The organism is Bacillus altaicus (assembly GCF_042136375.2).
Lineage (GTDB): Bacteria > Bacillota > Bacilli > Bacillales > Bacillaceae_G > Bacillus_A > Bacillus_A cereus_U.
Genome location: NZ_CM143394.1, coordinates 4,892,753 through 4,917,099 on the forward strand (window position 1 = coordinate 4,892,753; position 24,347 = coordinate 4,917,099).

The window sequence follows — 24,347 nt, forward strand, 5'->3', positions numbered from 1 at the left end:
TAGTTTACCCAACTGCTCCTTCTATCACAAACAATACGTCTTTTCGAAAAACATGTTAGAATAATACATAGATTTTTGTAAGGAGATGAATTGTAGTGAATTTCACGAAATCAGAAGCATTACATAAAGAAGCGTTAGAACATATCGTTGGTGGTGTTAATAGTCCTTCTCGCTCTTTTAAAGCAGTTGGAGGCGGTTCCCCTATTGCAATGGAACGCGGGAAAGGTGCTTATTTCTGGGATGTAGATGGAAATAAATATATCGACTATTTAGCAGCGTATGGCCCAATTATTACTGGACATGCTCACCCACACGTAACAGAAGCAATTAAAACAGCGGCTGAAAACGGCGTACTATACGGTACTCCAACAGCATTAGAAGTAAAATTCGCAAAAATGTTAAAAGAAGCAATGCCCGCTTTAGATAAAGTCCGCTTCGTAAACTCTGGTACAGAATCCGTTATGACAACCATTCGTGTTGCTCGTGCTTACACTGGTCGCACAAAAATTATGAAATTCGCTGGTTGTTACCACGGTCATTCCGATTTAGTACTTGTAGCAGCTGGCTCTGGTCCTTCTACCCTTGGAATTCCTGATTCAGCTGGCGTGCCAAAAAGTATCGCCCAAGAAGTTATTACTGTTCCATTTAATAATGTAGAAACTTTAAAAGAAGCGTTAGATAAATGGGGACATGAAGTAGCAGCTATCCTTGTAGAGCCAATCGTTGGAAACTTCGGTATTGTTGAGCCAAAACCTGGCTTCCTTGAAAAAGTTAATGAACTTGTTCACGAAGCTGGTGCACTAGTAATTTATGATGAAGTTATTACTGCTTTCCGCTTTATGTATGGCGGCGCTCAAGACTTACTTGGCGTAACCCCAGATCTAACAGCACTTGGTAAAGTTATCGGCGGTGGCCTTCCAATTGGTGCTTACGGTGGTAAGAAAGAAATTATGGAACAAGTTGCACCGCTCGGCCCTGCATACCAAGCTGGTACAATGGCCGGGAACCCTGCTTCTATGGCATCAGGTATTGCCTGCCTAGAAGTACTTCAACAAGAAGGCGTATACGAGAAATTAGATGCACTTGGCGCAATGCTTGAAAAAGGAATTTTAGAACAAGCTACAAAACATAACATCGATATTACAGTAAACCGTCTAAAGGGTGCATTAACTGTATACTTCACGACAAATACAATTGAAGATTACGATGCAGCCAAAAATACAGATGGTGAAATGTTCGGTAGATTCTTCAAGCTGATGCTTCAAGAAGGTATTAATTTAGCACCTTCTAAATATGAAGCATGGTTCTTAACGACAGAACATACAAAAGAAGATATTGAATATACAATTGAAGCTGTTGGCAGAGCATTTGCTGCTTTAGCAGACAATAAATAACCCCTGTAATTAAAAGGAAAAAAGAAAGCAACCTTTCTTTTTTCCTTTTTTCTATTTCATAAATCCCTCATTAATAGTATAATTATTCATAATTATCTGTTTTATATTCTTTTATATCCTTACTATCCCTGTATACAAGGCAGTTCACGCCTTAAACAGTAAGATTATTCAAAATTCATTTTCCAGAGGGGGGATTGACGGATGCTCAATAAAAAAAATAAATGGACACCGTCTTTATTTCGGAATTATAAAAATGCAGAACATGATGCGTGTGGAATCGTTTCCGTTATGGAAAAACGAAGAATTCCTACTAAAGAAAACATCGACCTTTGTATACAATCACTAGTCAAAATGAATCATAGAGCTGGTTTCATTAATGGCGAAGGAGATGGCATCGGAATTCATATCGACATGCCAAAAGCACTTTGGAATGAAAAACTGAAAAGTAGCGGATATAATCCAACGATTGTGGATCATCCCCACTTTATCGTTGGACATTTTTTTCTAAACAAAAAAGAAAACATTGCTGAGTTAAAAGATTACATTCGTACGCAACTAAACAATGCAAACTTTACAATTGTTCTCGAAAATGATGATGTAATAAACTCAGATGCACTCGGTCCTCTTGGTAAACAAGAAGAACCTTTATTTTGGCAAATTGCCCTTATCGCCGAAAGTGAAGTTAAAAATATTGAACAAACATTATTTTCTGTAACAATAAAAATCGAAGAAAATGAAGCAATTCATGTTGCCTCATTAAGTCATGAACATGTTGTATATAAAGTTCTCGGCGCTGGTGATACACTCGTTGCTTATTACAATGATTTACAACACCCACTTATCGCTTCAACTATGACACTAGGACATAATCGCTATTCTACTAATACGTTATCTAATTTTTTTCGTGTACAACCATTTAGTATTCTCGGGCATAATGGTGAAATTAACACGATTGCAAAATTACGCGATCAAGCTGACATGATTAATGTACCACTTACTGCCGGGGGCAGTGATTCCCAAGATTTAAACCGCACCTTAGAAACCCTTCTCGTTCAGTATAACTACAGTTTATTTGAAGCAATGGATATATTATTTCCACCAATTATTAATGAAATAAAACTTTACGAAACAAACTTACAAAACTTATACACTTATATACGTGAGGCTTGGGGGCATTTCGCACAAGGTCCAGCTGGCATCATTTCACGTTATAAAGATGAAGCTGTTTTCAGTGTCGATTCCCTTGGATTACGCCCTGTTTGGAAAGTAGAGACAGAGAGCTCCTATATTTTCTCTTCCGAACCTGGAGTTGTATCACCAGCCGAATATGTAGCAGAGCCGAAACCACTCGCTCCTGGCGAAAAGGTTGGATTAAAATGGAATGAACAAGATGAGCTTGTTCTCTATGAATACGATAATTATCAAATTGAAGTATACAACCGTTTTAAGAAACGAATCGATGTTACCAACTATCATGTAAACTTATCTATCCCTGAAACGAAAGAAACTGAGGGATTATGTGATTCTGTTCAAGTTGAAATGAAGCAATACGTCGCTTTCGGCTGGGATCGAGAACATATTCAGCTCCTTGAACAGATGGCGACAAAAGGCGTCGAACCAATTCGTTCACTTGGGCATGACTCACCACTTGCCGCACTTGATACAGATAGACGAAATATTGCTGATTTCATTAAGGAAAGTGTAGCCGTTGTTACAAATCCAGCAATCGATCGTGATCGAGAAGTCGAACACTTCTCCACACGTACTGTACTCGGAGAGCGTCCGGGTTTATTAGATAACTCTAAACAACCATTTGTAATCGAGATGCTCTCACCAATTATTTTAGAAGGAAATTTATCTCAATCTATCGCGGCAGACTTACACACGATTACGTACGAACAACTTATACAGCTATTCATCACTCATAGTTCTGTCTCTACAATTTCTGTTACATTTAACCCATCAGAAACTTTACAAAGCGCGTTAAATCGAATTAGTTCCGAAGCGATAGTAGCCGTTAAAAACGGGGCTTCCCTACTAGTATTAGATGACGCTAAATCTCATCAAAATGAACTGTTATGGATTGATCCACATTTAGTTACTGCTAAAGTACATCAAACATTAACTGAAAATAAATTACGCCGGAAATGCTCTCTCGTTATACGTTCTGGCGCCCTTCGCTCCTTACACGATATCGTCACGCTATACGGATTAGGGGCAGATGGTATTAATCCCTATTTATTGTTCGCAACGGTAAATGATGGAACAAAAGCACCAATTACTAATTTGTATACCGCTCTTAATAAAGGACTAGAGAAAGTAATTTCGACGATTGGAATTCATGAATTACGCGGTTACGGTCGCCTCTTCTCCTCTATTGGATTACATGAGGAAATCGCAAATATATTACAAATTACAAATTTCTTCGGTTCAAATGATTTAGCTTTTTCACTTGAATCACTTGCTGAAGATGCGAAAATTCGAGCTGATGATTATAACAATCCAAAAGTTAGAATGCGAAAATCTTTTCATATATTCCCGCGGATTTGGAAAGCAATTGGTGATGTTGCAAAAGGAAACTCTTATGATGATTACCGCGACAAGTTAAGTGAATTAGAAGAAAATAACCCTATCGCAATCAGGCACCTTATTCAAACAAAACAAACAAAACATGTAATTCCAACTGAAGAAGTGTCCATCGGCATTCACAATCATGATTTACCATTTATTATTAGTTCTATGTCATTCGGTTCTCAAAATGAAATTGCCTTTCGCGCATATGCAGAAGCTGCCAATCAGTTAAATATGATTAGTTTGAACGGTGAAGGCGGCGAAATTAAAGATATGATTGGTAAATACCCGCATACCCGCGGACAACAAGTTGCATCTGGCCGATTTGGAGTAAACGCTGAACTACTAAATTCATCAAATTTAATTGAAATAAAAATCGGTCAAGGAGCAAAGCCTGGTGAGGGTGGACATTTGCCTGGTTCAAAAGTGACTGCCAAAATTGCGGAAGCACGTAATGCTACAATTGGTTCCGATTTAATTTCACCTTCTAACAACCATGATATTTATTCAATTGAAGACTTGGCTCAAATGATTACAGAAATTAAAACGGCTAATCATCTTGCAAAAGTAGCTGTAAAAGTTCCTGTCGTTCCTAACATCGGAACAATTGCTGTCGGTATCGCAAAAGCTGGCGCTGACTTTATTAACATTAGTGGATTTGATGGCGGAACAGGCGCCGCGCGTATTCACGCATTGCAACATGTAGGTCTTCCTGTAGAAATCGGTGTTAAAGCTGCACATAACGCTCTATTAGAAGCACATATGAGACATAAAGTAGAAATTTGGGCAGATGGCGGTATTCGAAGTGTCAATGACGCCTTAAAAATCATGCTCCTTGGAGCAAACCGGATCGGATTTGGCACATTATCAATGATTGCAATTGGCTGTACAACTTGCCGTGGTTGTCATCTCGATACGTGCCACGTCGGAATTGCAACACAAATTGAATCTGAAGCTCAAGCGAAAGAACATGGACTGCGCCGTTTCGTTCCACGTGAATTAGAAAGTGCAGTTACAGGACTATTAAGCCTATTCACTACTTTCGGTACAGAATTGAAACGTTTAACAGGGCAGCTCGGTTACACAAACTTACAAGATATTATCGGACGATCGGATTTATTAGAACAAACTCGAGGCAAGGATTTATTAGACTTACGTAATTTAATACAAACGATAGAAGATTCATCCGTGAAAATAACGGCATCTGTACAAGAAAAACAATTTGAAACAACAAATTCTCTCCAGTCAAAAGAATTAGTAAGCGTCGGCGTAGAGCAACGCGTAATGGGCGGTCTAGAATCCTGTTATCGTATTCGTAGCAAATTATATGAAAACACTCATCTTGAACCACTTACATTAAAGTATACAAACGGATCTGTTCCCGGAAACGGATTAGGCGCGTACAATAGCGAGAACTTATTTATACACGTAAATGGTGGCGCGCAAGATGGAATTGGAAAAACTTCATTTGGCGGTGGCATTTATATAACGAAAGCAAAAGGAAAAGATGGAACATATTATAACGGTTCTGTCGGAAAAGGATTTGGATACGGCGCTCAAAAAGGTGCATTATACGTGCAAGGTAACGCTGATGCTCGTGCTGGCATTCGCCTTTCTGGAGCAGATATGATAATTGGAGGCAGAATTACAAAACCACTCCGCGAAAAAGAACAAGGAAATATCGGCGTATATTCTAATATAAAAGGATTTGCTTTTGAATATATGACAAATGGTCGTGCTCTTGTTTTAGGAGATCCTGGTCCATGGATTTGTGCCGGCATGACTGGTGGTGTTGTTTATTTACGTCATGAGCCAAACTTAGGTTTAACAGAACACGCTTTAAAAAGAAGAATTGCTAAAGGTGCAAATGTAACATTGCAGCCAATTAGTAAAAATGGTTTGCAAGATGTGAATGAATTATTATTAGACTACATTCGTGTATTAAATGAGCATGAACAATATGAAGAAGTCGCTTTGTTAACACCATTATTAGATGATATCCAGCTTCACTTCTATGAAATTATCCCGAAAAAAGAACAGGCGGATCCATCTATTTCAACTGAATGATGTGTACAATATTTATTTTCATAAAAAAATTGACGAAGCGAGCATCGCATAGTAATCTAGAATAACAATTTGAAACCTGCTGAAATTCAGCAGGTTTTTTTTATTAAAGAATAGATGTTTAAAGAGAATTTGGAGAAATTATAAATGGATTGTAATTTATTTATTAAACTTTTTAACGTCACTAAAATATCACTTGCTAACATATTGTAATGAATGTATAGTATCATGTTGTACATTCATTATGACAAGAGAAAGGATATCAATAAGGGTATGAAACTTGGTGCTCGCATTTTAAAAACGGGTATTGCCATTACATTAGCTTTATTTGCTTGTATTTCACTTCAATTACCGAGTCCAGTATTTGCGGGAATCTCAGCTATCTTTGCTGTCCAACCGTCTGTATACCGCTCGTATTTAACAGCTCTTGAGCAAATTCAAGCAAACGTAATTGGTGCGGTATTCGCTATCGTATTTGCTACTGCTTTTGGACATAATCCTTTTATTATTGGATTAACGTGTATATTAGTAATTGCTCTTACTTTACAATTACGCTTAGAAAAAACAATATCAATCGCTTTAGTAACAGTTATCGCCATTATGGAGTATCAAGGCGAAGATTTCTTTAATTTTGCCTTACTTCGATTCGCGACGATTATGATTGGAATTATTGCGGCTTCACTTGTGAATTTAGTATTTATGCCGCCAAAATATGAAACAAAACTTTACCATCGCATCGTTGATAATACAGAAGAAATTGTTAAATGGATTCGTATGAACAGTAGGCAAGCTTCTGATTTTACAACGCTAAAAACCGATATTGATCGCATGAAAGAAAAAATGATTAAACTAAATCATTACTATTTGCTGTATAAAGAAGAAAGAAGCTATACGAAAAAAATACAATTCGCGAAAATTCGTAAGCTCGTTTTATTCAGACAAATGTTAGCGACAACAAGCCGCGCTTTAAGCACGTTAAAGTCATTGCATCGCACTGAAAATGAACTGCGCTATATGCCAGAAGAGTTTCAGGAATCTATTCAAAACGAACTTGATTCATTAACGCATTATCACGAACAAGTGTTATTAAAATTTATTGGTAAAGCAAAGAAACAACAATCTGTTGAAATGCTTGATGAAGTTGAAACAGGTAAACAAGAATTGATTGATATCTTTATGGATTATCAAAATAAGGACGATGAGGAAGCATATAAAATATGGTTACATCTCTTCCCTCTTATTTCTTCAATTATTAACTACAGTGAAGAAGTAGAGCATTTAGATTTACTTGTGGATAGCTTCTACACATACCATAAACCAGAGAGTGAACTCCAAATCGAAGATAAAAAAGAAGACGAATAAAAAACAGCTCCTTTTACGCTAAAGGAGCTGTTTCTGTTATATGCTGAAGTTGATATAGATTGTAATAAAATCCCCTCTTTTTCATTAACTCTTCATGAGAACCCTTTTCTTTTATTTCACCATCTTCAACATAAATAATTGTATCGACATGCGTAATCGTCGCTAATCGGTGTGCAATGATAATTGTTGTCCGATCTGCAGCTAACGTTTGCAGTGCCTCTTGAATATATCGTTCATTCTCTAAATCTAAAGCGGAAGTTGCTTCATCTAATATAAGTAAAGACGGATTCTTTAGAAAAACCCGTGCGATTGCTACACGCTGTCTTTGCCCGCCCGATAATTTCACACCACGTTCCCCAACGACAGTATCATAGCCCTCTGGCAACTCTGTAATAAAATTATGAATTTGTGCAGCTTTGGCAGCTGAAATCACTTCCGCCTCTGTAGCTTTCGGATTGCCATATAAAATATTAGCCCCGATTGTATCGCTAAATAATAAATTATCTTGTAGCACAATTCCAATGTGACTACGTAAATTTCTCATATTATACTTTCTTACATCTATCCCGTCTATATAAACTGCACCTTCAGAAACATCATAAAAACGCGGAATTAAACTAGCAAGAGATGACTTTCCTCCTCCACTTGCCCCTACAAGTGCAACCTTCTCTCCCGGGCGCATAGTTAATGACAGATTATGCAATATTTCTTTTTCATCCGCATTATAACGAAAAGAAACATTATCAAATATAACTTCCCCATTTAACCTTTTCGTTTGCACCGCATTTGGCACATTAACAATATCGTATTTTTCATCCAACAATTCAAACACTCGATCCATCGATGCAAAAGACTGTGTTAATGTTGTAGATGAATTAACAAGGCGGCGAAGCGGACTATACAAACTATCCATATATCCAACAAAAGCAACCATAGTCCCTAGAGTTAACTGACCTTGAATCACTTCATATGCTGCAAAACCAATCACAAGTAACGGTCCTAAATCCGTTAACGTATTCACTACCGAAAACGTTCGCGCCGTCCAACTCGTATGAGTTAGTGCTTTCGTTAAAAATTCATTATTTCTCTTTTCAAACTGTCCTCTTTCATACTCTTCTAATGCAAAACTACGTGTCACTTGCATTCCTTGAATACGTTCATGTAAATACCCTTGCATAGTTGCTAACGCTTGTGAACGCTCTTTAGTTAATTTTCGAAGACGTCCGAAAAAATATTTCACTGCAACTACATAAATAGGTAAGATTAATAAAGCAACAAAGGTTAATTTTATATTCATAGAAAACATAACGATAATGGCAATAATAATTGTTGCAGTATCTAACCAAACATTCATAAGACCCGTAATTACAAAATCCTTCGTTTGTTCTACATCATGGATTACACGTGAAATAAGCTCCCCTGTTTTTGTGTTCGAATAATAACGTAAGCTCAATTTTTGCAAGTGCCCAAAAATGTATTTTCGTAAATCGTATAGTATTGTACTGGCAATGCGCTGCGCGAAATATTGACGATAATACTCTATCGGCGGTCTTACTACTGCAAAAATAAAAAAGGCAATCCCAATTGCGGTTATTAATTGAGACGTTTTTTCTTGAAGCGATCCCGTGCCTTGAATAACATCATCAATAATATACTTTAATAACCATGGCATAATAAGCGGGATACCAAACTTCACAAGACCAATAATAATTGTAATAGCAATGAGCCATCGATATGGTTTGACAAATTGTAAATATCTTTTTATACCTTGCACATAATCCCCCCTCTAATAGGACAAACCTGCCGGGAAATCCCCTGCAGGTTTGTTTTAATTTCTGTACATTAAATATCTTTCATACCACATATCTACGAAATCTGGTGCAAATGGACCTTTTCTTTGATGAATCCACTGTGTTAAATGTGCTACATTTCGTTTTAAAATTGTATCAATAACAGGTGGATACTGCATGATTTGACTATGCTTCTCATACTCATCTTCATCTAAAAGTGTATATGTCATATCCGGATACACTTTAATATCTAAATCGTAATCAATATACTTTAATGCCTCAGAGTCATATGCAAAAGGAGAACTTAAATTACAATAATAATATACTCCTTCTTCCCTTAGCATTCCAATCACATTAAACCAATAATTAGCATGAAAGTAACAAATCGCAGGTTCGCGAGTAATCCATGTTCGGCCATCTGATTCCGTAACTACTGTACGATCATTCGCTCCGATCACAAGACTCTGCGTCCCTTTTAAAATCGTTGTCTCTTCCCACATTCTATGAATGGAGCCATTATGTTTATAACTATGTATTTGTACCTTTTCTCCTTCTTTGGGAAATCCCATATATGCTCCCTTCTTTCAACTGCAAATGCCATTCTTAAGTTGTCTTAACTACCCCTTGAACTGCATTCACTTTTTTTCTATTATAACTTTTTTGTCAAAATTTTAAAACTAAAGCGATAGGACACTTGTTTTTATGAGGAATATAATGAAGTTTGTATTATTGAATACCACATCACCAACCCTTTTACTAAAGGAAAATCCTCTATGAATTAGTAATACGTATTTTAGAAGATTAAACGAAGATATAACAAAAAGAAAAGTCCCCTCATCTCTGTTTAAGAAAGGACTTCCCCCTAAAATCAACAACATATCTCACCCTTAATTTTAAATTATTTTTTCGGTTTCAAAAGATTGAATCACATTATTCGTTTGCTGTTCAAATTTTTCATGCAAAAGTTTTAATGCTATTTCTGTTCTGTATATTTCTTGACGGATAAAATGCAATTCTTTTTTATCGCACGTATCCCTTCCACTCATTTCAATTTGCTGATACTTCTCTAAATGTGATTGTAACTTTAAAAGCTCATCCATCGTTTCCAACTGCTCTCCTACCAACTTATCAAAGTCGTTCATCACTTACCCCCTTTTTGATTCATTCGCCAGTTATAATTCCTATTACATATTTCTAATCGTGAACTTCTTTCTCCTTTGACTACATTTGTTGACTTATTAGAAGTTATGTCGTTCACTTTATTTTCATTACAGTGACACGCACACAAAGAAAACACTTCTCTCGAACGGAGAAGTGTTTTTCCTTCATTACTGATTTGAGCTAGAAGATTGTGATTGTTTTGCAGCTGATTGTGCATTTTGTTTTTTCACTGCATGCACATCTGTTTCAGTTGCAAACTCTGTACCATAACTAGCATTTGCACCTTGAGCACCAGAAGCTTGTGCTTTCTGTGCCTCTGATTGTGCGTTTGCTTGTTTTACTGCTTGTACATTCGTTTCAGTTGCAAACTCTGTACCATAGCTAGCATTTGTACTTTGAATGCTAGCACCAGAAGTTGCCTTATTATAACCTTGTTGTTTTTTACTCATCTTTCTCACCTCCACAATCAATAATATAACCAATTCACTTAGAAGTTATCCTTAATTTTCTTTTTAAAAATTCACGCATATATCTCTTATCACTCCTTCAAACTACATATGATGGAGGTGGGAATATGTATACTGGACGTGATATGACTGAGCTAACTATGATTTCCAAAAATGAATGGAAAGAGGATGAATTAGCTTATTTTCATCATTCATTTCAGCAAATTATGCCTTATCTAAATGTAGAGGGACAAACGATTTATAAAGAAATTGTGAAAGAAATCGAGTCACGGGGCGGATTATAAACGCGTGGATTTTCAACCTCAAAATACAAATTTATTTTCAATATAAAAAACGTGTTCCAAAGTTCTGGAACACGTTTTTATTATTTATCCCGCTATTTGCCGGGCAGTAAGACCCCCACCTCAAAATGCAGCGAAAGCAAAGAAGTTAGGTTGGGGTCGGGCTGCCCGTAAAAGCCCGATTGGTGAAGGCTAATAATCAGTGGGGGATGAAGAAAACCCCCACTGATTAAAGTTTCACTTTATTGCATTGTAATTTTCTCAACGCACTTTTCGTAAATTGTACGATGCGATTTCGAGAAAGGTAACTGTTCAAACGCTTCTTTCGATACAAACTTTAATGTATCCGTTTCGACAATATTACCTGTTACTTTTCCGTAAAATATAAATATATCCCAAGTACGATGTGTAAAAGTATGTTGTACATTCATCGCGTACTCATCAATTGAAACAGAGAGATTAAAGCTCTCCTTCATATAATCCGTAAGCTGTTGTTTCTGATTACGAATACCTTCACCTAATTCAATATTCGGGAACTCCCACATATTAGCCAGTAATCCCGTACTTGGGCGTTTATTAATTACGTAACGGCCATCTTCAGTTTGAAGTACTCCTGCAACGAGCGGTACCATTGTAGGTGCTTTCGCTTTACTCTTCACTGGTAGTTCTTTTTGAACACCTTCAGCATACCCTCTGCAATGTTCACGTACAGGACAAAGTAAACAAGATGGATTTTTCGGTATACAAATTAATGCCCCTAATTCCATCAAACCTTGGTTAAAATAAGATGGATTTTCTACCGAAATAATTTCACGCACAATCTCTTCAAAAACTTTTCTCGTCTTCGGTTTTGCAATATCATCCCACACTGATAAAATACGAGATAATACGCGCATAACATTTCCATCAACCGCTGGCTCTGGTATGCCATATGCAATACTTAAAATGGCACCTTTTGTATATGGTCCTACTCCTTTTAATTTTTCAATTTTCTTTACATCGCTCGGTACTGTCCCGCCATATACTTCTTTTACCTCTTTTACTGCAGCGTGTAAATTTCGTGCTCTAGAATAATAACCTAAGCCTTCCCATGCTTTTAATACTTCTTCATCATCGGCAGTTGCTAGCGCTTCAAGCGTAGGAAACTTCCCCATAAAATTTGCGTAATATGGTTTTACAGCCTCTACCCTTGTTTGCTGTAACATAATTTCCGAAACCCAAACACGGTATGGATCTTTATTTTTTCGCCACGGTAAATCACGTTGTTCTTTTTCAAACCAACCAATTAAATCATTTTGAAACTGTTCTATGTTAAACTCATTTAATATTTCAAGTGTCAAACTTGATCCCCCTCATTTTTTTGCATATACGTACTATTATAAAGATTTTAGGAAAAAATTTAAGTAAGATGACATAGGAAATAGAAGGCAAAGGACTTGAGGTATCGAATAAAAAGAGTTACATTAATAAAAAACGGAGGTGGATTTCTATGGATACAGCCACTCACCTTGTTATGGGCGTTACTCTAGGCAGTTTGGCAACATTAGATCCAGCTATAGCACAAAGTGATATTGGACCACAAGCAGTGATGCTTGCAACAATTGCCGGTTCCAATATTCCTGACATCGATACAGTTTTAAAATTGCGTAATAACGCTAAATATATAAGAAATCATCGCGGGATTACTCATTCCATTCCTGCAGTGATTCTTTGGTCACTCCTTATAAGTGGCATCTCTTTCGCCTTCTTTTCAGACGCTCCCTATCTGCATCTACTACTTTGGTCATTTATTGCCGTCTTTCTTCATGTTTTTGTGGATATTTTCAATGCCTATGGTACACAGGCATTAAGGCCCTTCACAAAAAAATGGGTAGCGCTCGGCATAATTAATACGTTTGATACGGTCATTTTCTTTATCCATATACTCGCTATCGCCTGTATGCTTGTCGGAGCACATAAAGGCTATACTGCTTTAGCAGCGTATATATTAATGTTTGTTTACTACATCGGCCGCATTATGATGCATCGAAATATCAAAAGTGTAGTATACAAACGTTTCAAAAATGTAGAGAAAGTAATTATTTCTCCTTCTTACAAATTTTATCATTATCATTTAGCCGTCGTTACAACTGAACATTACTACGTCGCAAGATGGCACCGCGGTAATATCCTTGTATACGATAAATTTAATCGCGTACCGTTCCCGAATACTGCAATTATGCAAGCTGCTGTGCGAGATGAAAATATATCAGCTTTCTTATCTTTCTCACCTGTATATCGCTGGGATATTTTCGATTATGATAACTATTATGAAGTTCGATTTATTGATTTGCGGTATCGAAGTAAAGATTATTATCCATTCGTCGCAATCGTTCAGCTCGATCAAAATTTAAATATTATTAATTCATATACAGGATGGATTTTCAGCGAAGAAAAACTTCGAAAGAAACTAGAATTGCTTCCACATTAAAAAAAGCGACCTAAGTCGCTTTTTTTAATGTTTCAAATGATCTTCTTGATTGATTAAATGGCTATACTTCGGATTATTCGTACGCATTTCATGAAGGCGCCCTCCATGATTATTAACCCATGTTCGTACCACTTGTTCAGTCATTTCCTCACCTTGGTAACGACCTGATTTAGCATAAGTTGTTCGGAAGTCTTCCCACAGTAATTCAACCCATGCACGAGCTTGTGCGTAAGAAAGGTTGTCATTCTTATCTAATAATTCTTTCGTTAATGTTTCATAAATATCATTCATGTTCTATTCTCCTTTTATTTATCCCGATTGGTGCGGGCTAATAACCAGTAGGGGATAAAAAAACCCTGGTTAAAGTTGCATTTTATTCCCTTCATTTCTAAAGGATAGTTTCTTCAATTTTGCACATTCTATAAGTGATACTTCTTAAAGAGGTATCAACTGATAATGAGGGGGCGTTCTTAATGGGTAGACAAGCCGAATTTTGGTCTGAGTCAAAAAACAACAGCAAAATCGAAGGTCAACCGAAAGCGAAATCACGCTTCGCTTCGAAACGACCTAACGGCACAATTAACACGCACCCACAAGAACGTATGCGTGCTGCAAATCAGCAGGAAGAGTAGTACAAATTAAATTCCTACACGAGGTGATAAAGATGAGCTACCGTGACCATTTAGATCGTCGTTCTGAATTATTTAACCATACGTGGACTCGTCCAAAACATGCGAAGGCGCAAGTTAACGGACAGACGCAACAAACCCAGTCTCTCATTATACTGGCAAACGAATGTAAAAAACGCCAATTTTAGAATCTCCTATCTCCTTTAACGCCTACCAAAGATGAAAACCAGAGAGATTCGCTCTCTGGTTTTTATTTTTCTTGTAGCAAGGAAATTGGTATTCCAATCTCTTCATTATCATGTTGCTTATATCCCCAAGCAAATACCCCATTGAAATACGTAATTTTAAATACCATACCAGGTTCTTCTACTAATTCATATGTCTCACCAATATGGAATTTATTTATATCTATCATATAAGCACGAGCCATAGCCATTTTTCTCATTAATACATCGAATTCATTTACAATTCCAAGTTGCTCAGCCTTTACTGCTTGCTCCTTCAAAACCCCAATTTCTTCCCTTAACTCATGTGGTGTCATTTCACTGTAGCGTTTTGGCATACCCATCTTATTTCCTCATCCCTCTTCACGCTTCATTTGTAAAAATATATCTATCTCATCAATAGAGAATCCTTTTCGATATAACGCTTGCTTCACCTTATTTTCGAATGTCCAACCATCATACTTCTTATATTTCTCATAATATTTATTCCCATGATAGTGTAACGCTTCTTGTTGCTGTTCGTCATCTTTTTCGTCTTTCAATTCTTCCAGACAAATTTGAATTACCTCTCTAGGATACCCTTTACGAACAAGCATTTCTTCTAATTTTTGTTTCATTTGTAAAAATGAATGCTTTTGATAAGATTTTTTTTTCTTTTCTATAAGAAACAAAGCATTCTCAATTTGCTTCTCCTTTGGATACTCTTGTAAACTATGTGTAATGATTAAATCCTGAACACCTTTACTTAATAGCCCTCTCCTAATAACAGTTGGACCTTTTTGATTCACATTACTTTGCGTTCGCACGTATGAAATCGCGTACTCTTTATCATTAATATATCGATCATGTAATAATTTCGAAATGACTTCAGAGATGATGGCCTGTCCCACTTCTTTTTTTCGTAAGAAATCTTCTATTTCTTGTTTTGTTCTCATTTGATAGGATAAATAGGAAATTGCTTGTAAATATGCTTTTTGTACCTCTTCATTGTACAAAATATTCCCTAACGCTACTTCATCAATTTCTAAGCCTTTTTGTAACCCATGTTTCATTAAGATTGATTGATTCACACTAAACCCGTACTCTTCACCTTGGCCTTTATCAATATAAATATTAAATCGTTCTTTCGATCGTTTTTGCACTTCTATTTTTGTAATGACAGACATACTCTCACCTCTCTATTATTTTAACATAGTCAAGGAACGTTTTTGCTTTTCAAGAATATATATAATGAGGAGGAAATGATTGTGAAAATCGCAATTTCTGGTGGCACTGGATTTATCGGCAAATGCCTTTCTAATTTTTTTATTCAAAAGGGATATACTGTTTACATTCTTACTCGAAAAAAAACTGCTGAAACTTCACATACTAACCTTCAATACGTACAGTGGACACCGGATTTACAGACCTTCCCCCTCTCCTCTATCGATGTAGTTATTAATCTATCTGGAGAGTCTATTAATAGTAGATGGACAAAGAAACAAAAAGAAACAATTTTAAACAGTAGGATTCAAACAACAAAAGGACTCATTAAACAATTACAAGCACTCGCAACAAAACCACACACATTTATTAACGCAAGCGCTATTGGATACTATGGAACATCTGAAACAGAGTCTTTTACTGAGCAACAAGAAACTCCCGGAAATGACTTTTTAGCAGAAACAGTATTTTTATGGGAGCAAGAAGCATCTAAAGCACGTTCTCTTGGAATAAGAACAATCTACTCAAGATTTGGAGTCGTATTAGGTGCAGAAGGAGGAGCTCTTCCAAAAATGCTACTTCCCTATCAATTATATATTGGGGGGACAATTGGATCTGGAAACCAATGGTTATCATGGATTCATATAGACGATGTCGTTCGCATGATTGATTTCATCATTCACAAAAAAGAAATTGACGGACCTTTTAATATTACAGCGCCAACGCCAATACGGATGAAAGAGTTCGGTGAAATTATTGCCACTATAACTAGGCGACCTCATTGGTTACCTGTTCCTTCATTTGTACTGCGCGCTTTACTCGGTGAGATGAGTATACTTGTATTAGAAGGGCAACATGTATTACCCAATAAAGCGATTGAACATGGATATCGATACACATTCCCTACAGTTAACCATGCATTACAAAATATACTCTTGCATACAATGTAGTACTTCTAAAATAGTTTTACGGGTAGTTTATCTCCTTCAAAACTTCTCACTTTCTAAACTCTGGAGCATTACTACACGAACAACCTTTCAGTTACTTTGTCTTAACTCACACTAAATATTACAAAGTAACAGAAATGAGGTACCTATGAAAACATTGCTCAAACAAGCCATTGTATATCCTATTACCTCTCCAAAATTTCAAGGAGATGTACTGGTTACAGGAGAACGAATCACCGAGGTCAAACCTTATATTAAGCCTACTCAAGATATGACTGTTATAGACGCACGAGCTCTTCATCTTTTACCTGGATTTATTGATGTGCATACTCATCTTGGTCTCTATGACGAAGGCACTGGTTGGGCTGGTAATGATGCAAATGAAACATCTGAAGTTTCAACACCACATATCCGTTCTTTAGACGGGATCCATCCTTTTGATATTGCATTTCAAGACGCTGTACAAAATGGGGTTACGACTGTTCACGTTATGCCCGGAAGCCAAAATATTATCGGCGGTACTACTTGTGTAATAAAAACTGCTGGAACTTGTATTGATCATATGATTATTCAGGAACCTGCTGGTTTAAAAATTGCCTTTGGAGAAAACCCTAAAAAATTCCATAGCAACGGCACAAAAGAATCAATAACACGTATGGGAATTATGGGATTACTTCGTGAATCATTCTATGACGCACAACACTATGGGCATGAAGCTGATTTTCGAATGCTCCCTATTTTAAAAGCACTCCGCCGAGAAATACCGGTACGTATCCACGCTCACCGCGCAGATGATATCACTTCAGCTTTACGCTTTGCGACAGAATTCAATCTTGATTTACGTATTGAACATTGCACAGAAGGACACTTTATTGTTGAGGAACTTTCGAAACATAATTTAAAGATTTCAGTTGGTCCGACCCTTACACGACGTTCGAAAATCGAGCTTAAAAACAAAACATGGGATACTTATCATATATTATCGAAAAGTGGCATAGAAGTTTCTATTACAACAGATCACCCTTATACACCCATTCAATATTTAAATGTTTGTGCCGCTATCGCTGTTCGAGAAGGATTAGATGAAAAAACGGCCTTGGAAGGAATAACTATTTTTCCAGCTCGTAATTTACGTTTAGAGAGTAGAATTGGAAGCATTGAAGTTGGAAAAGATGCTGATCTCGTGTTATGGACTCACCATCCTTTCCATTATTTAGCCAAGCCTGTACTCACCATGATTGACGGAAAAATAATTTACAAAAAAAATAAAAAAAACTAGTTTATTTTTTTGACTAGATAAAGTATTATACGATTATAAACTGAATGAAACCATAATCAATTTGTGTCGTGATTATCATTTTCAAATTGATGAATGGGGAAGGCAAATGGTGCGCCACCAGCGTTATAAACTGGTTCTAGTGGGTTCGATTCCCACCCCGAAATTTTTTAAAGATTGATATAAAAATTTCGAGGGTGAGTGTTTTTTCGTCATGCTACCCTCGTGTGAGGAGGAGTTAGTGTGTTGAAAAAACGCGACTTACACGACAGCCACGTTCTATACGAGTTAATGGTGGATCCAGCTGTCTTCCCTTTTGTGCGTCAAAAGGCTTATTCTTATGAAGAATATTTATTTTTAACGAAACAAACAATTGAAGCCGAAGAGCGTGGAGAATTAATCTCACGCACAATTTTAGATGAATGGGGTAACCCTATCGGTACAATTACTTTATTTGATGTGCAAGAAAAAGCCGGATTCCTCGGAACCTGGCTTGGCAAACCCTATCATGGTAAAGGCTATAATAAATTAGCGAAAGATTCATTTTTTAGCGAACTTTTCTACGAATTAGATATTGAAACGATCTTTATGCGTATTCGTAAAATAAATATCCGGTCTATTAAGGCTGCCGAAAAACTACAATATGTAAATCTAGCAAACGAAACAAGAAAAGCCGTTTATGATGAAATTAACGAGCATGAAGAAGTATATAATTTATATGAAATTCCAAAAGATCAATATACACTTGCAACAATGCGAGATACAACATTCCAAGAAGCACACCAATTAAAAGAAGCGTAATCTAAAAATTCAGAAATGATAATTAATCATTACTAGTTTGACATATATGTATATCACCCCATGTCTTTGGAAACGATAGATAGTGACTTTAAGACACGAGGTGATTTGTAATGGATAAAAAGAAACGTGATAAAGCAAAAAACACATTATCTAGTACACAAGAAGTTCTCTATCAACGAGAATTTCGAAAAGCAGATCGTGCAGCGGGCTATCGCTCAAAAAGCATTTAAAGTGAAACTGAATAATTAGAAGGTTTCCCCCCTAATTATTCAGTTTCATTACATAAGATCTTCCAATAGATTAGCAAAAAAGGTTCCTTATAAATAAGGAATCTTTTTTGTGGACAACTTTATCCACAAAAATCGTAGAATTGTGCATAAATTCCAAAAGTATTTTACGAATTCATCTATTTAAATGAATTCTAAACGTGAAAATTGTGGACTGTGTGGATATAGTTGTTAATATTCCGACTTTACTGTCTAATAGAAGCGTAATACCTTGTGGATAAGTTAATAATTCACGTTTACTTTTTTACAACACTAAAAAAACCCTCTTTAAATGCTTAAAAGAGGGGTTTCATATTAAGTAAAAGATTCGGCAAGAGCTGGTGATTTAATAGGTATATGATTCGGCTCTGCATGATTTTCTGCCAAAATTGTATCCACAATATGACCAGCTGGCTCAGGACGATAAATACTTTTCATTGCTTCTTTCATTTGAAGAAGCTTCATATCATCTTGTAATAACGCCTCTGTTTTTGCAAAAACTTCACTATCATCACGAATGACAACTGCAGCCCCTTTTTTTTCAAAATACAACGCATTTTCATTCTCTTGTCCTGGGACAGGTTTATATAAAATGACAGGTACTTGTAATGCTGCTGCTTCGCTTAATGTAATACCACCTGGCTTCGTAATCATACAAGAAGTAACACGGAACAACTCATCAATGTTTTCAACATAACCAAATACTTTTAAAGCATCAGAACTTTGTTCCTGTAGTTCCATTAAATCCTGCTTTAAAGCTTCGTTTTTCCCACAAACGACAACTACTTGTAAGTTTGGTACTGACATAAATGACTGGCATAGCTCTTTTACACTCCCTAGCACACCATGAGCACCTGCTACAATTAGTAACATCTTTTTATCCTTACATAACTGATATTTATTATATATAATTGCTGGATTGATCTTTAGCTCAAAACTGCTGCGAATCGGAATCCCTGTTTCAACAATTTGCTCTGCAGGTACACCGATATCAACCATCACTTTTTTCACATGATCGGTTGCTACAAAATAACGATCTACTTCTCGATGGATCCATATTTTATGCACACAAAAATCCGTTAATACGTTATAAACAGGAATAGAAATACCTATTTGCTTTTTCAATTCTGGTACAGCGATGATTGGAAAGGTATTAATAACAATATCCGGTTTCTCCATCTGTAATAGCGTCTTCAAACGCTTTCTTCCAAAATTCGCATACCAAGATGCTATTTTTTTATCATAAATTTTCTCTACACCATAATAAAACAAACGATATAATTCTTTTCCTACCGTATAGCTTTTTAAATATAAATATTTTGTAATATCGGTTATAACTGGATGTGATTCTCCAAACAAGTCGCATACAATTACATCTTTGATTCCTTTTTGACGAAAGGTTTGTTCTAATGTTTTCGCTACTTGCACATGACCGTTACCGTAATGTGCAGTTAATATTAAAACCTTGGGGTTTTTTATCAAACAAATCCACTCCTAGCTTTTTGTTTCTCCATATTGCATATACGACAATAGGAAAAACATTTTCCTTAAACATTACATACTCGGATTCCAATATTCCCCTGTTAGCTATGTACCTGTCGTGGATATGCAAAGCATATAAGATTGACCCCTTAATCCTATCTGTGCTCATATCTTTACATTATACTTTCCTATAAGAGCTTTCGCAATAACTTACAAATGTTCTATATTTCATGATACTCACTCTTTTACTTCTTAATTCTTTTTACTATTTTGATTTCCCTTTACAATTATGTAAATTTCTCCGCCTATCCTTTACAAAAATATGGATATTCTCTCTTCAGTATACTCTTTTCTAAATATATACTCTAGATTTTATTATAAAGTGCAACTTTAATCAGTGGGGGTTTTGTTCATCCCCCACTGATTATTAGCCTTCACCAATCGGGCGTTTACGGGCAGCAGGTCTCCCACAAATAGCGGGGTAAAGAAACAAAAAGTCTAATCCAATATTTGGATTAGACTGCTTTTAAAATATGTTTTGCATGCTCAACATTTTCTTCTGTCGGTGGATTCACATCCGCAAGTGGATACTTATGTCCAAGTGCCTCCCATTTATAAACACCGAGTTTATGATATGGCAGCACTTCCACTTTCTTAACATTAGATAGACTTTGAATAAAGTTTGATAAATTTTGCAGATCCTCTTCACCATCGGTAACACCGGGAACCAATACATGTCTTACCCAAATTGGCTTCTTTTTATCCGATAAATAACGAGCAAATTGTAAAATATGTTCATTTGGTTTCCCTGTTAATTTACGATGTTTCTTTGAATCAATATGCTTCAAATCTAATAAAACTAAATCTGTATAATCCATTAAAATATCTAGCTTATTTTGGAATTCTGGTTCTTCAGAATAACAACCGCCCGAAGAATCGATTGTTGTATGAATACCAGCCTCTTTGCACTTTTTAAACAACTCAATTAAGAAGTCTAGCTGTAATAGTGGCTCTCCACCGCTAACTGTTATACCGCCTCCAGAAGCTTCAATAAATGGAAGGTAACATGTCACATCCTGCATCACTTCTTCAACTGTTATTTCTTTACCTTTACCGATTTCCCATGTATCAGCATTATGACAATATTGACAACGTAATAAACACCCTTGTGTAAATATGACATAACGAATCCCTGGGCCATCAACAGTACCGCAAGACTCTACAGAATGTATTCTTCCTTTTACCATGTTACTTCCTCCTTTATTGAAACAGCCTCCCTCCGCTATATATTAAAAGCGGAGAAACACTTTTTTCACTTACATGCTTTCATGCATTGTACGGTTAATTACATCAATTTGTTGTTCACGAGTTAATTTAATAAAGTTAACAGCGTAACCAGATACACGAATTGTTAATTGTGGATATTTTTCAGGGTGCTCCATTGCATCCATTAATGTTTCACGGTTAAATACGTTAATATTTAAGTGGTGTCCTTGTTTTATTGCATATCCATCAAGCATAGATACTAAGTTGCGTACTTGTACATCATCTTCTTTACCAAGTGCTTTTGGAATAATAGAGAATGTATTTGAAATACCATCTTGTGCATCTTCATATGGTAATTTAGCTACAGATAATAATGACGCTAATGCACCTTTTGTATCACGGCCATGCATTGGGTTTGCCCCCGGTGCAAATGGTTCTCCAGTACGACGTCCATCTGGAGTGTTACCAGTTTTCTTACCGTATACAACGTTAGATGTGATTGTTAAGATTGACATTGTATGAACAGAATTACGGTATGTTTTATGTTTGCGAAGCTTGTTCATAAATGTTTTCACAAGATTTACTGCGATTTCATCTACACGATCATCATTGTTACCGTATTTAGGGAAATCTCCCTCAATTTCGAAATCAACTGCAATACCATTTTCATCACGCACTGGTTTTACTTGTGCGTATTTAATTGCACTTAAAGAGTCTGCTACTACAGATAATCCAGCGATACCTGTTGCCATTGTACGAAGAACATTTGTATCATGAAGTGCCATTTCAATACGTTCATAGCTATATTTATCGTGCATAAAGTGAATTACATTTAATGTATTTAAGTATAGTCCCGCTAACCATTCCATTGTCATATCGAATTTACGCATAACTTCTTCATAATCTAATACTTCAGAAGTAATTGGTGCGTATTCAGGACCAACTTGTGCTTTTGACTTTTCATCTTTACCACCGTTAACCGCATATAGTAATGCTTTCGCTAAGTTTGCACGTGCTCCGAAGAACTGCATTTGTTTACCAATTCTCATTGCTGATACACAACAAGCAATACCATAGTCATCACCGTAGTCAGGACGCATAATGTCATCATTTTCGTATTGAATTGCTGATGTTTTAATAGACATTTTTGCACAGTAGTTTTTAAAGTTCTCTGGTAATTGTTTAGACCAAAGAACTGTTAAGTTTGGTTCTGGTGCTGGGCCTAAATTATCTAATGTATGCAAGAAACGGAATGAGTTTTTTGTTACTAACGGACGACCGTCTAACGCCATACCACCGATAGATTCAGTTACCCAAGTTGGATCTCCAGAGAATAGTTCATTATAATCAGGTGTTCTTGCAAATTTCACAAGACGTAATTTCATAATGAAATGGTCAACAATTTCTTGTGCTTTTTCTTCTGTTAAAGTACCATTTGCTAAATCTCTTTCAATGTAAACATCTAAGAATGTAGAGGTACGTCCAAGGCTCATTGCTGCCCCGTTTTGCTCTTTAATTGCTGCAAGATAAGCAAAGTATAACCATTGGAAGGCCTCTTGTGCATTTGTAGCTGGCTTAGAAATATCGAATCCATGAGAAGCAGCCATCTGTTTTAACTCTTGAAGTGCACGCATTTGCTCAGATAATTCTTCGCGTAAACGCATTGTATCTTCGCTCATTACACCGCCAGTTAGATTATAATCAGCTTTTTTCGCTTCAATTAAATGATCTATACCATATAGCGCTACGCGGCGATAGTCACCGATAATACGTCCACGTCCATATGCATCTGGAAGACCAGTAATAACACCTGATTTACGAGCCGCTTTCATTTCTGGTGTGTATGCATCAAATACACCTTGATTATGAGTTTTACGCCAGTCTCTGAAAATCTTGCTAAGTTCTTTATCCATTTCATATCCATACGCTTCACAAGCTTGTTCCGCCATACGAATACCACCATATGGTTGTAAAGAACGTTTAAATGGTTTATCAGTTTGGAAACCGACCACTTTTTCAATATCTTTATTTAAATATCCTGGTTCATGTGATGTAATAGAAGAAACAATTTTTGTATCCATATCAAGAACGCCACCGTTTTCACGTTCCTTTGTTGTTAAATCCATTACTTGATCCCAAAGTTTTTTCGTTGCTTCAGTTGCTTCCGCTAAGAAAGAGTCTTCTCCCTCATAAACGTTCATATTATTTAAAATGAAATCGCGAACATCAATCTCTGCTTTCCATTTTTCACCTTTAAAGTTTTCCCACGCGTTTTTTACATTTTCTAATACTTGAGTCATCCTAATCTCCTCCATTTTTGATTAGTACAGGACTACGTTTTTTTATATAACAGCTTACACACTTAGAATACTACTTTTTTTCGGGAGTGGACGAAATAGTTGTGACATGTTTGTGAAACGTTGAACAAACTACTACATTCGTAGTGTTAACCTCGTTTAAAAGTCTTTATAATTAACCCTTTCTTTAATTGTATTTTTTTGGTACTCTTATATACGAGTCCTATTTTGTAATATAAGAACGATACCCATTGTAGAGCTGTAATACTCTTATCTCCTAATCTGTTATAGTTTTTATAACAGAGCAAAAAAGTGTACATATGTTGTACACTTTTTTTGTTACCACTATAAAGTGAAACTTTAATCAGCCCTCACCAATCGGGCTTTTACGGGCAG

General features: G+C 36.3%; 22 protein-coding genes. 11 read left to right on the forward strand and 11 right to left on the reverse strand.

Going from position 1 to position 24,347, the window contains the following annotated elements; all coding sequences use genetic code 11:
* The first annotated feature begins 95 nt into the window (after window positions 1–95).
* The 3 genes from hemL to ACE38F_RS25305 all read left to right on the forward strand — a co-directional run bounded on the left by hemL (window position 96) and on the right by ACE38F_RS25305 (window position 7,391).
* On the forward strand, window positions 96–1,394 hold the full coding sequence (gene hemL / locus ACE38F_RS25295; protein WP_215555156.1) for a glutamate-1-semialdehyde-2,1-aminomutase: 1,299 nt from the start codon (window positions 96–98) through the stop codon (window positions 1,392–1,394).
* A gap of 201 nt (window positions 1,395–1,595) precedes the next feature.
* The gene (locus ACE38F_RS25300) at window positions 1,596–6,032 is read left to right on the forward strand and encodes a glutamate synthase-related protein (protein WP_375370534.1); all 4,437 of its coding nucleotides are present in this window, start codon (window positions 1,596–1,598) and stop codon (window positions 6,030–6,032) included.
* A 270-nt stretch (window positions 6,033–6,302) separates the two neighbouring features.
* Entirely contained in the window at window positions 6,303–7,391 is a 1,089-nt protein-coding gene (locus ACE38F_RS25305; RefSeq protein ID WP_375370535.1) for an aromatic acid exporter family protein, read from the forward strand.
* A 13-nt stretch (window positions 7,392–7,404) separates the two neighbouring features.
* On the opposite strand, the gene ACE38F_RS25310 is transcribed toward ACE38F_RS25305, so the two are convergent.
* The 4 genes from ACE38F_RS25310 to ACE38F_RS25325 form a co-directional block, all read right to left on the reverse strand.
* On the reverse strand, window positions 7,405–9,165 hold the full coding sequence (locus ACE38F_RS25310) for an ABC transporter ATP-binding protein (RefSeq protein ID WP_215555154.1): 1,761 nt from the start codon (window positions 9,163–9,165) through the stop codon (window positions 7,405–7,407).
* A gap of 54 nt (window positions 9,166–9,219) precedes the next feature.
* Window positions 9,220–9,750, reverse strand: coding sequence for a nucleoside tri-diphosphate phosphatase (ntdP, locus tag ACE38F_RS25315; RefSeq protein ID WP_000506627.1), 531 nt, complete (start codon window positions 9,748–9,750; stop codon window positions 9,220–9,222).
* 324 nt (window positions 9,751–10,074) lie between these two features.
* Window positions 10,075–10,323 (reverse strand): YgaB family protein, encoded by a 249-nt coding sequence (locus tag ACE38F_RS25320; RefSeq protein WP_002091121.1) that lies wholly within the window; start codon window positions 10,321–10,323, stop codon window positions 10,075–10,077.
* Window positions 10,324–10,509: 186 nt separating this feature from the next.
* Entirely contained in the window at window positions 10,510–10,791 is a 282-nt protein-coding gene (locus ACE38F_RS25325) for a gamma-type small acid-soluble spore protein (RefSeq protein WP_215555153.1), read from the reverse strand.
* 125 nt (window positions 10,792–10,916) lie between these two features.
* Between ACE38F_RS25325 and ACE38F_RS25330 the strand changes: the two genes are divergently transcribed.
* Window positions 10,917–11,093 (forward strand): hypothetical protein, encoded by a 177-nt coding sequence (locus ACE38F_RS25330; protein ID WP_002159377.1) that lies wholly within the window; start codon window positions 10,917–10,919, stop codon window positions 11,091–11,093.
* 239 nt (window positions 11,094–11,332) lie between these two features.
* Here the strand turns inward: ACE38F_RS25330 and mutY are convergent, their stop codons facing one another.
* Entirely contained in the window at window positions 11,333–12,430 is a 1,098-nt protein-coding gene (gene mutY, locus ACE38F_RS25335; RefSeq protein WP_375370536.1) for an A/G-specific adenine glycosylase, read from the reverse strand.
* A gap of 149 nt (window positions 12,431–12,579) precedes the next feature.
* Between mutY and ACE38F_RS25340 the strand changes: the two genes are divergently transcribed.
* Window positions 12,580–13,560, forward strand: coding sequence for a metal-dependent hydrolase (locus tag ACE38F_RS25340; RefSeq protein ID WP_002151725.1), 981 nt, complete (start codon window positions 12,580–12,582; stop codon window positions 13,558–13,560).
* 24 nt (window positions 13,561–13,584) lie between these two features.
* Here ACE38F_RS25340 and ACE38F_RS25345 read toward each other — a convergent pair whose 3' ends face one another.
* Entirely contained in the window at window positions 13,585–13,851 is a 267-nt protein-coding gene (locus ACE38F_RS25345; protein WP_002010328.1) for a YfhJ family protein, read from the reverse strand.
* 182 nt (window positions 13,852–14,033) lie between these two features.
* Here ACE38F_RS25345 and ACE38F_RS25350 point away from each other — a divergent pair, with 182 nt between their 5' ends.
* The gene (locus ACE38F_RS25350; protein ID WP_002113845.1) at window positions 14,034–14,192 is read left to right on the forward strand and encodes a small, acid-soluble spore protein K; all 159 of its coding nucleotides are present in this window, start codon (window positions 14,034–14,036) and stop codon (window positions 14,190–14,192) included.
* Between the two features lie 32 nt (window positions 14,193–14,224).
* Window positions 14,225–14,377: a YpzG family protein gene (locus tag ACE38F_RS25355; protein WP_002010325.1), complete on the forward strand. Its 153-nt coding sequence runs from the start codon at window positions 14,225–14,227 to the stop codon at window positions 14,375–14,377.
* Window positions 14,378–14,439: 62 nt separating this feature from the next.
* Here ACE38F_RS25355 and ACE38F_RS25360 read toward each other — a convergent pair whose 3' ends face one another.
* Together ACE38F_RS25360 and recX are read right to left on the reverse strand one after the other, a co-directional pair.
* Entirely contained in the window at window positions 14,440–14,757 is a 318-nt protein-coding gene (locus ACE38F_RS25360; RefSeq protein WP_215555151.1) for a YfhH family protein, read from the reverse strand.
* A 9-nt stretch (window positions 14,758–14,766) separates the two neighbouring features.
* Window positions 14,767–15,579 (reverse strand): recombination regulator RecX, encoded by an 813-nt coding sequence (gene recX / locus ACE38F_RS25365; protein WP_215555150.1) that lies wholly within the window; start codon window positions 15,577–15,579, stop codon window positions 14,767–14,769.
* An 81-nt stretch (window positions 15,580–15,660) separates the two neighbouring features.
* Between recX and ACE38F_RS25370 the strand changes: the two genes are divergently transcribed.
* The 4 genes from ACE38F_RS25370 (at window position 15,661) to ACE38F_RS25385 (ending at window position 18,870) form a co-directional block, all read left to right on the forward strand.
* On the forward strand, window positions 15,661–16,566 hold the full coding sequence (locus ACE38F_RS25370) for a TIGR01777 family oxidoreductase (RefSeq protein ID WP_341307757.1): 906 nt from the start codon (window positions 15,661–15,663) through the stop codon (window positions 16,564–16,566).
* 145 nt (window positions 16,567–16,711) lie between these two features.
* Window positions 16,712–17,842 (forward strand): amidohydrolase, encoded by a 1,131-nt coding sequence (locus ACE38F_RS25375; protein ID WP_215555148.1) that lies wholly within the window; start codon window positions 16,712–16,714, stop codon window positions 17,840–17,842.
* Between the two features lie 240 nt (window positions 17,843–18,082).
* Window positions 18,083–18,640 carry a GNAT family N-acetyltransferase gene (locus tag ACE38F_RS25380; protein WP_215555147.1) on the forward strand — a complete coding sequence of 186 codons (558 nt, stop codon included), beginning with the start codon at window positions 18,083–18,085 and terminating at the stop codon, window positions 18,638–18,640.
* A 110-nt stretch (window positions 18,641–18,750) separates the two neighbouring features.
* Complete coding sequence (locus tag ACE38F_RS25385) at window positions 18,751–18,870, forward strand: YfhE family protein (protein WP_000358484.1); 120 nt, start codon at window positions 18,751–18,753, stop codon at window positions 18,868–18,870.
* Window positions 18,871–19,221: 351 nt separating this feature from the next.
* On the opposite strand, the gene ACE38F_RS25390 is transcribed toward ACE38F_RS25385, so the two are convergent.
* From ACE38F_RS25390 to pflB, 3 genes are all read right to left on the reverse strand, one after another.
* Window positions 19,222–20,388 (reverse strand): diglucosyl diacylglycerol synthase, encoded by a 1,167-nt coding sequence (locus ACE38F_RS25390; protein WP_375370537.1) that lies wholly within the window; start codon window positions 20,386–20,388, stop codon window positions 19,222–19,224.
* Between the two features lie 515 nt (window positions 20,389–20,903).
* The gene (gene pflA, locus ACE38F_RS25395) at window positions 20,904–21,635 is read right to left on the reverse strand and encodes a pyruvate formate-lyase-activating protein (protein ID WP_341307758.1); all 732 of its coding nucleotides are present in this window, start codon (window positions 21,633–21,635) and stop codon (window positions 20,904–20,906) included.
* Window positions 21,636–21,704: 69 nt separating this feature from the next.
* The gene (pflB, locus tag ACE38F_RS25400; protein WP_341307759.1) at window positions 21,705–23,954 is read right to left on the reverse strand and encodes a formate C-acetyltransferase; all 2,250 of its coding nucleotides are present in this window, start codon (window positions 23,952–23,954) and stop codon (window positions 21,705–21,707) included.
* Between the last annotated feature and the right edge of the window lie 393 nt (window positions 23,955–24,347).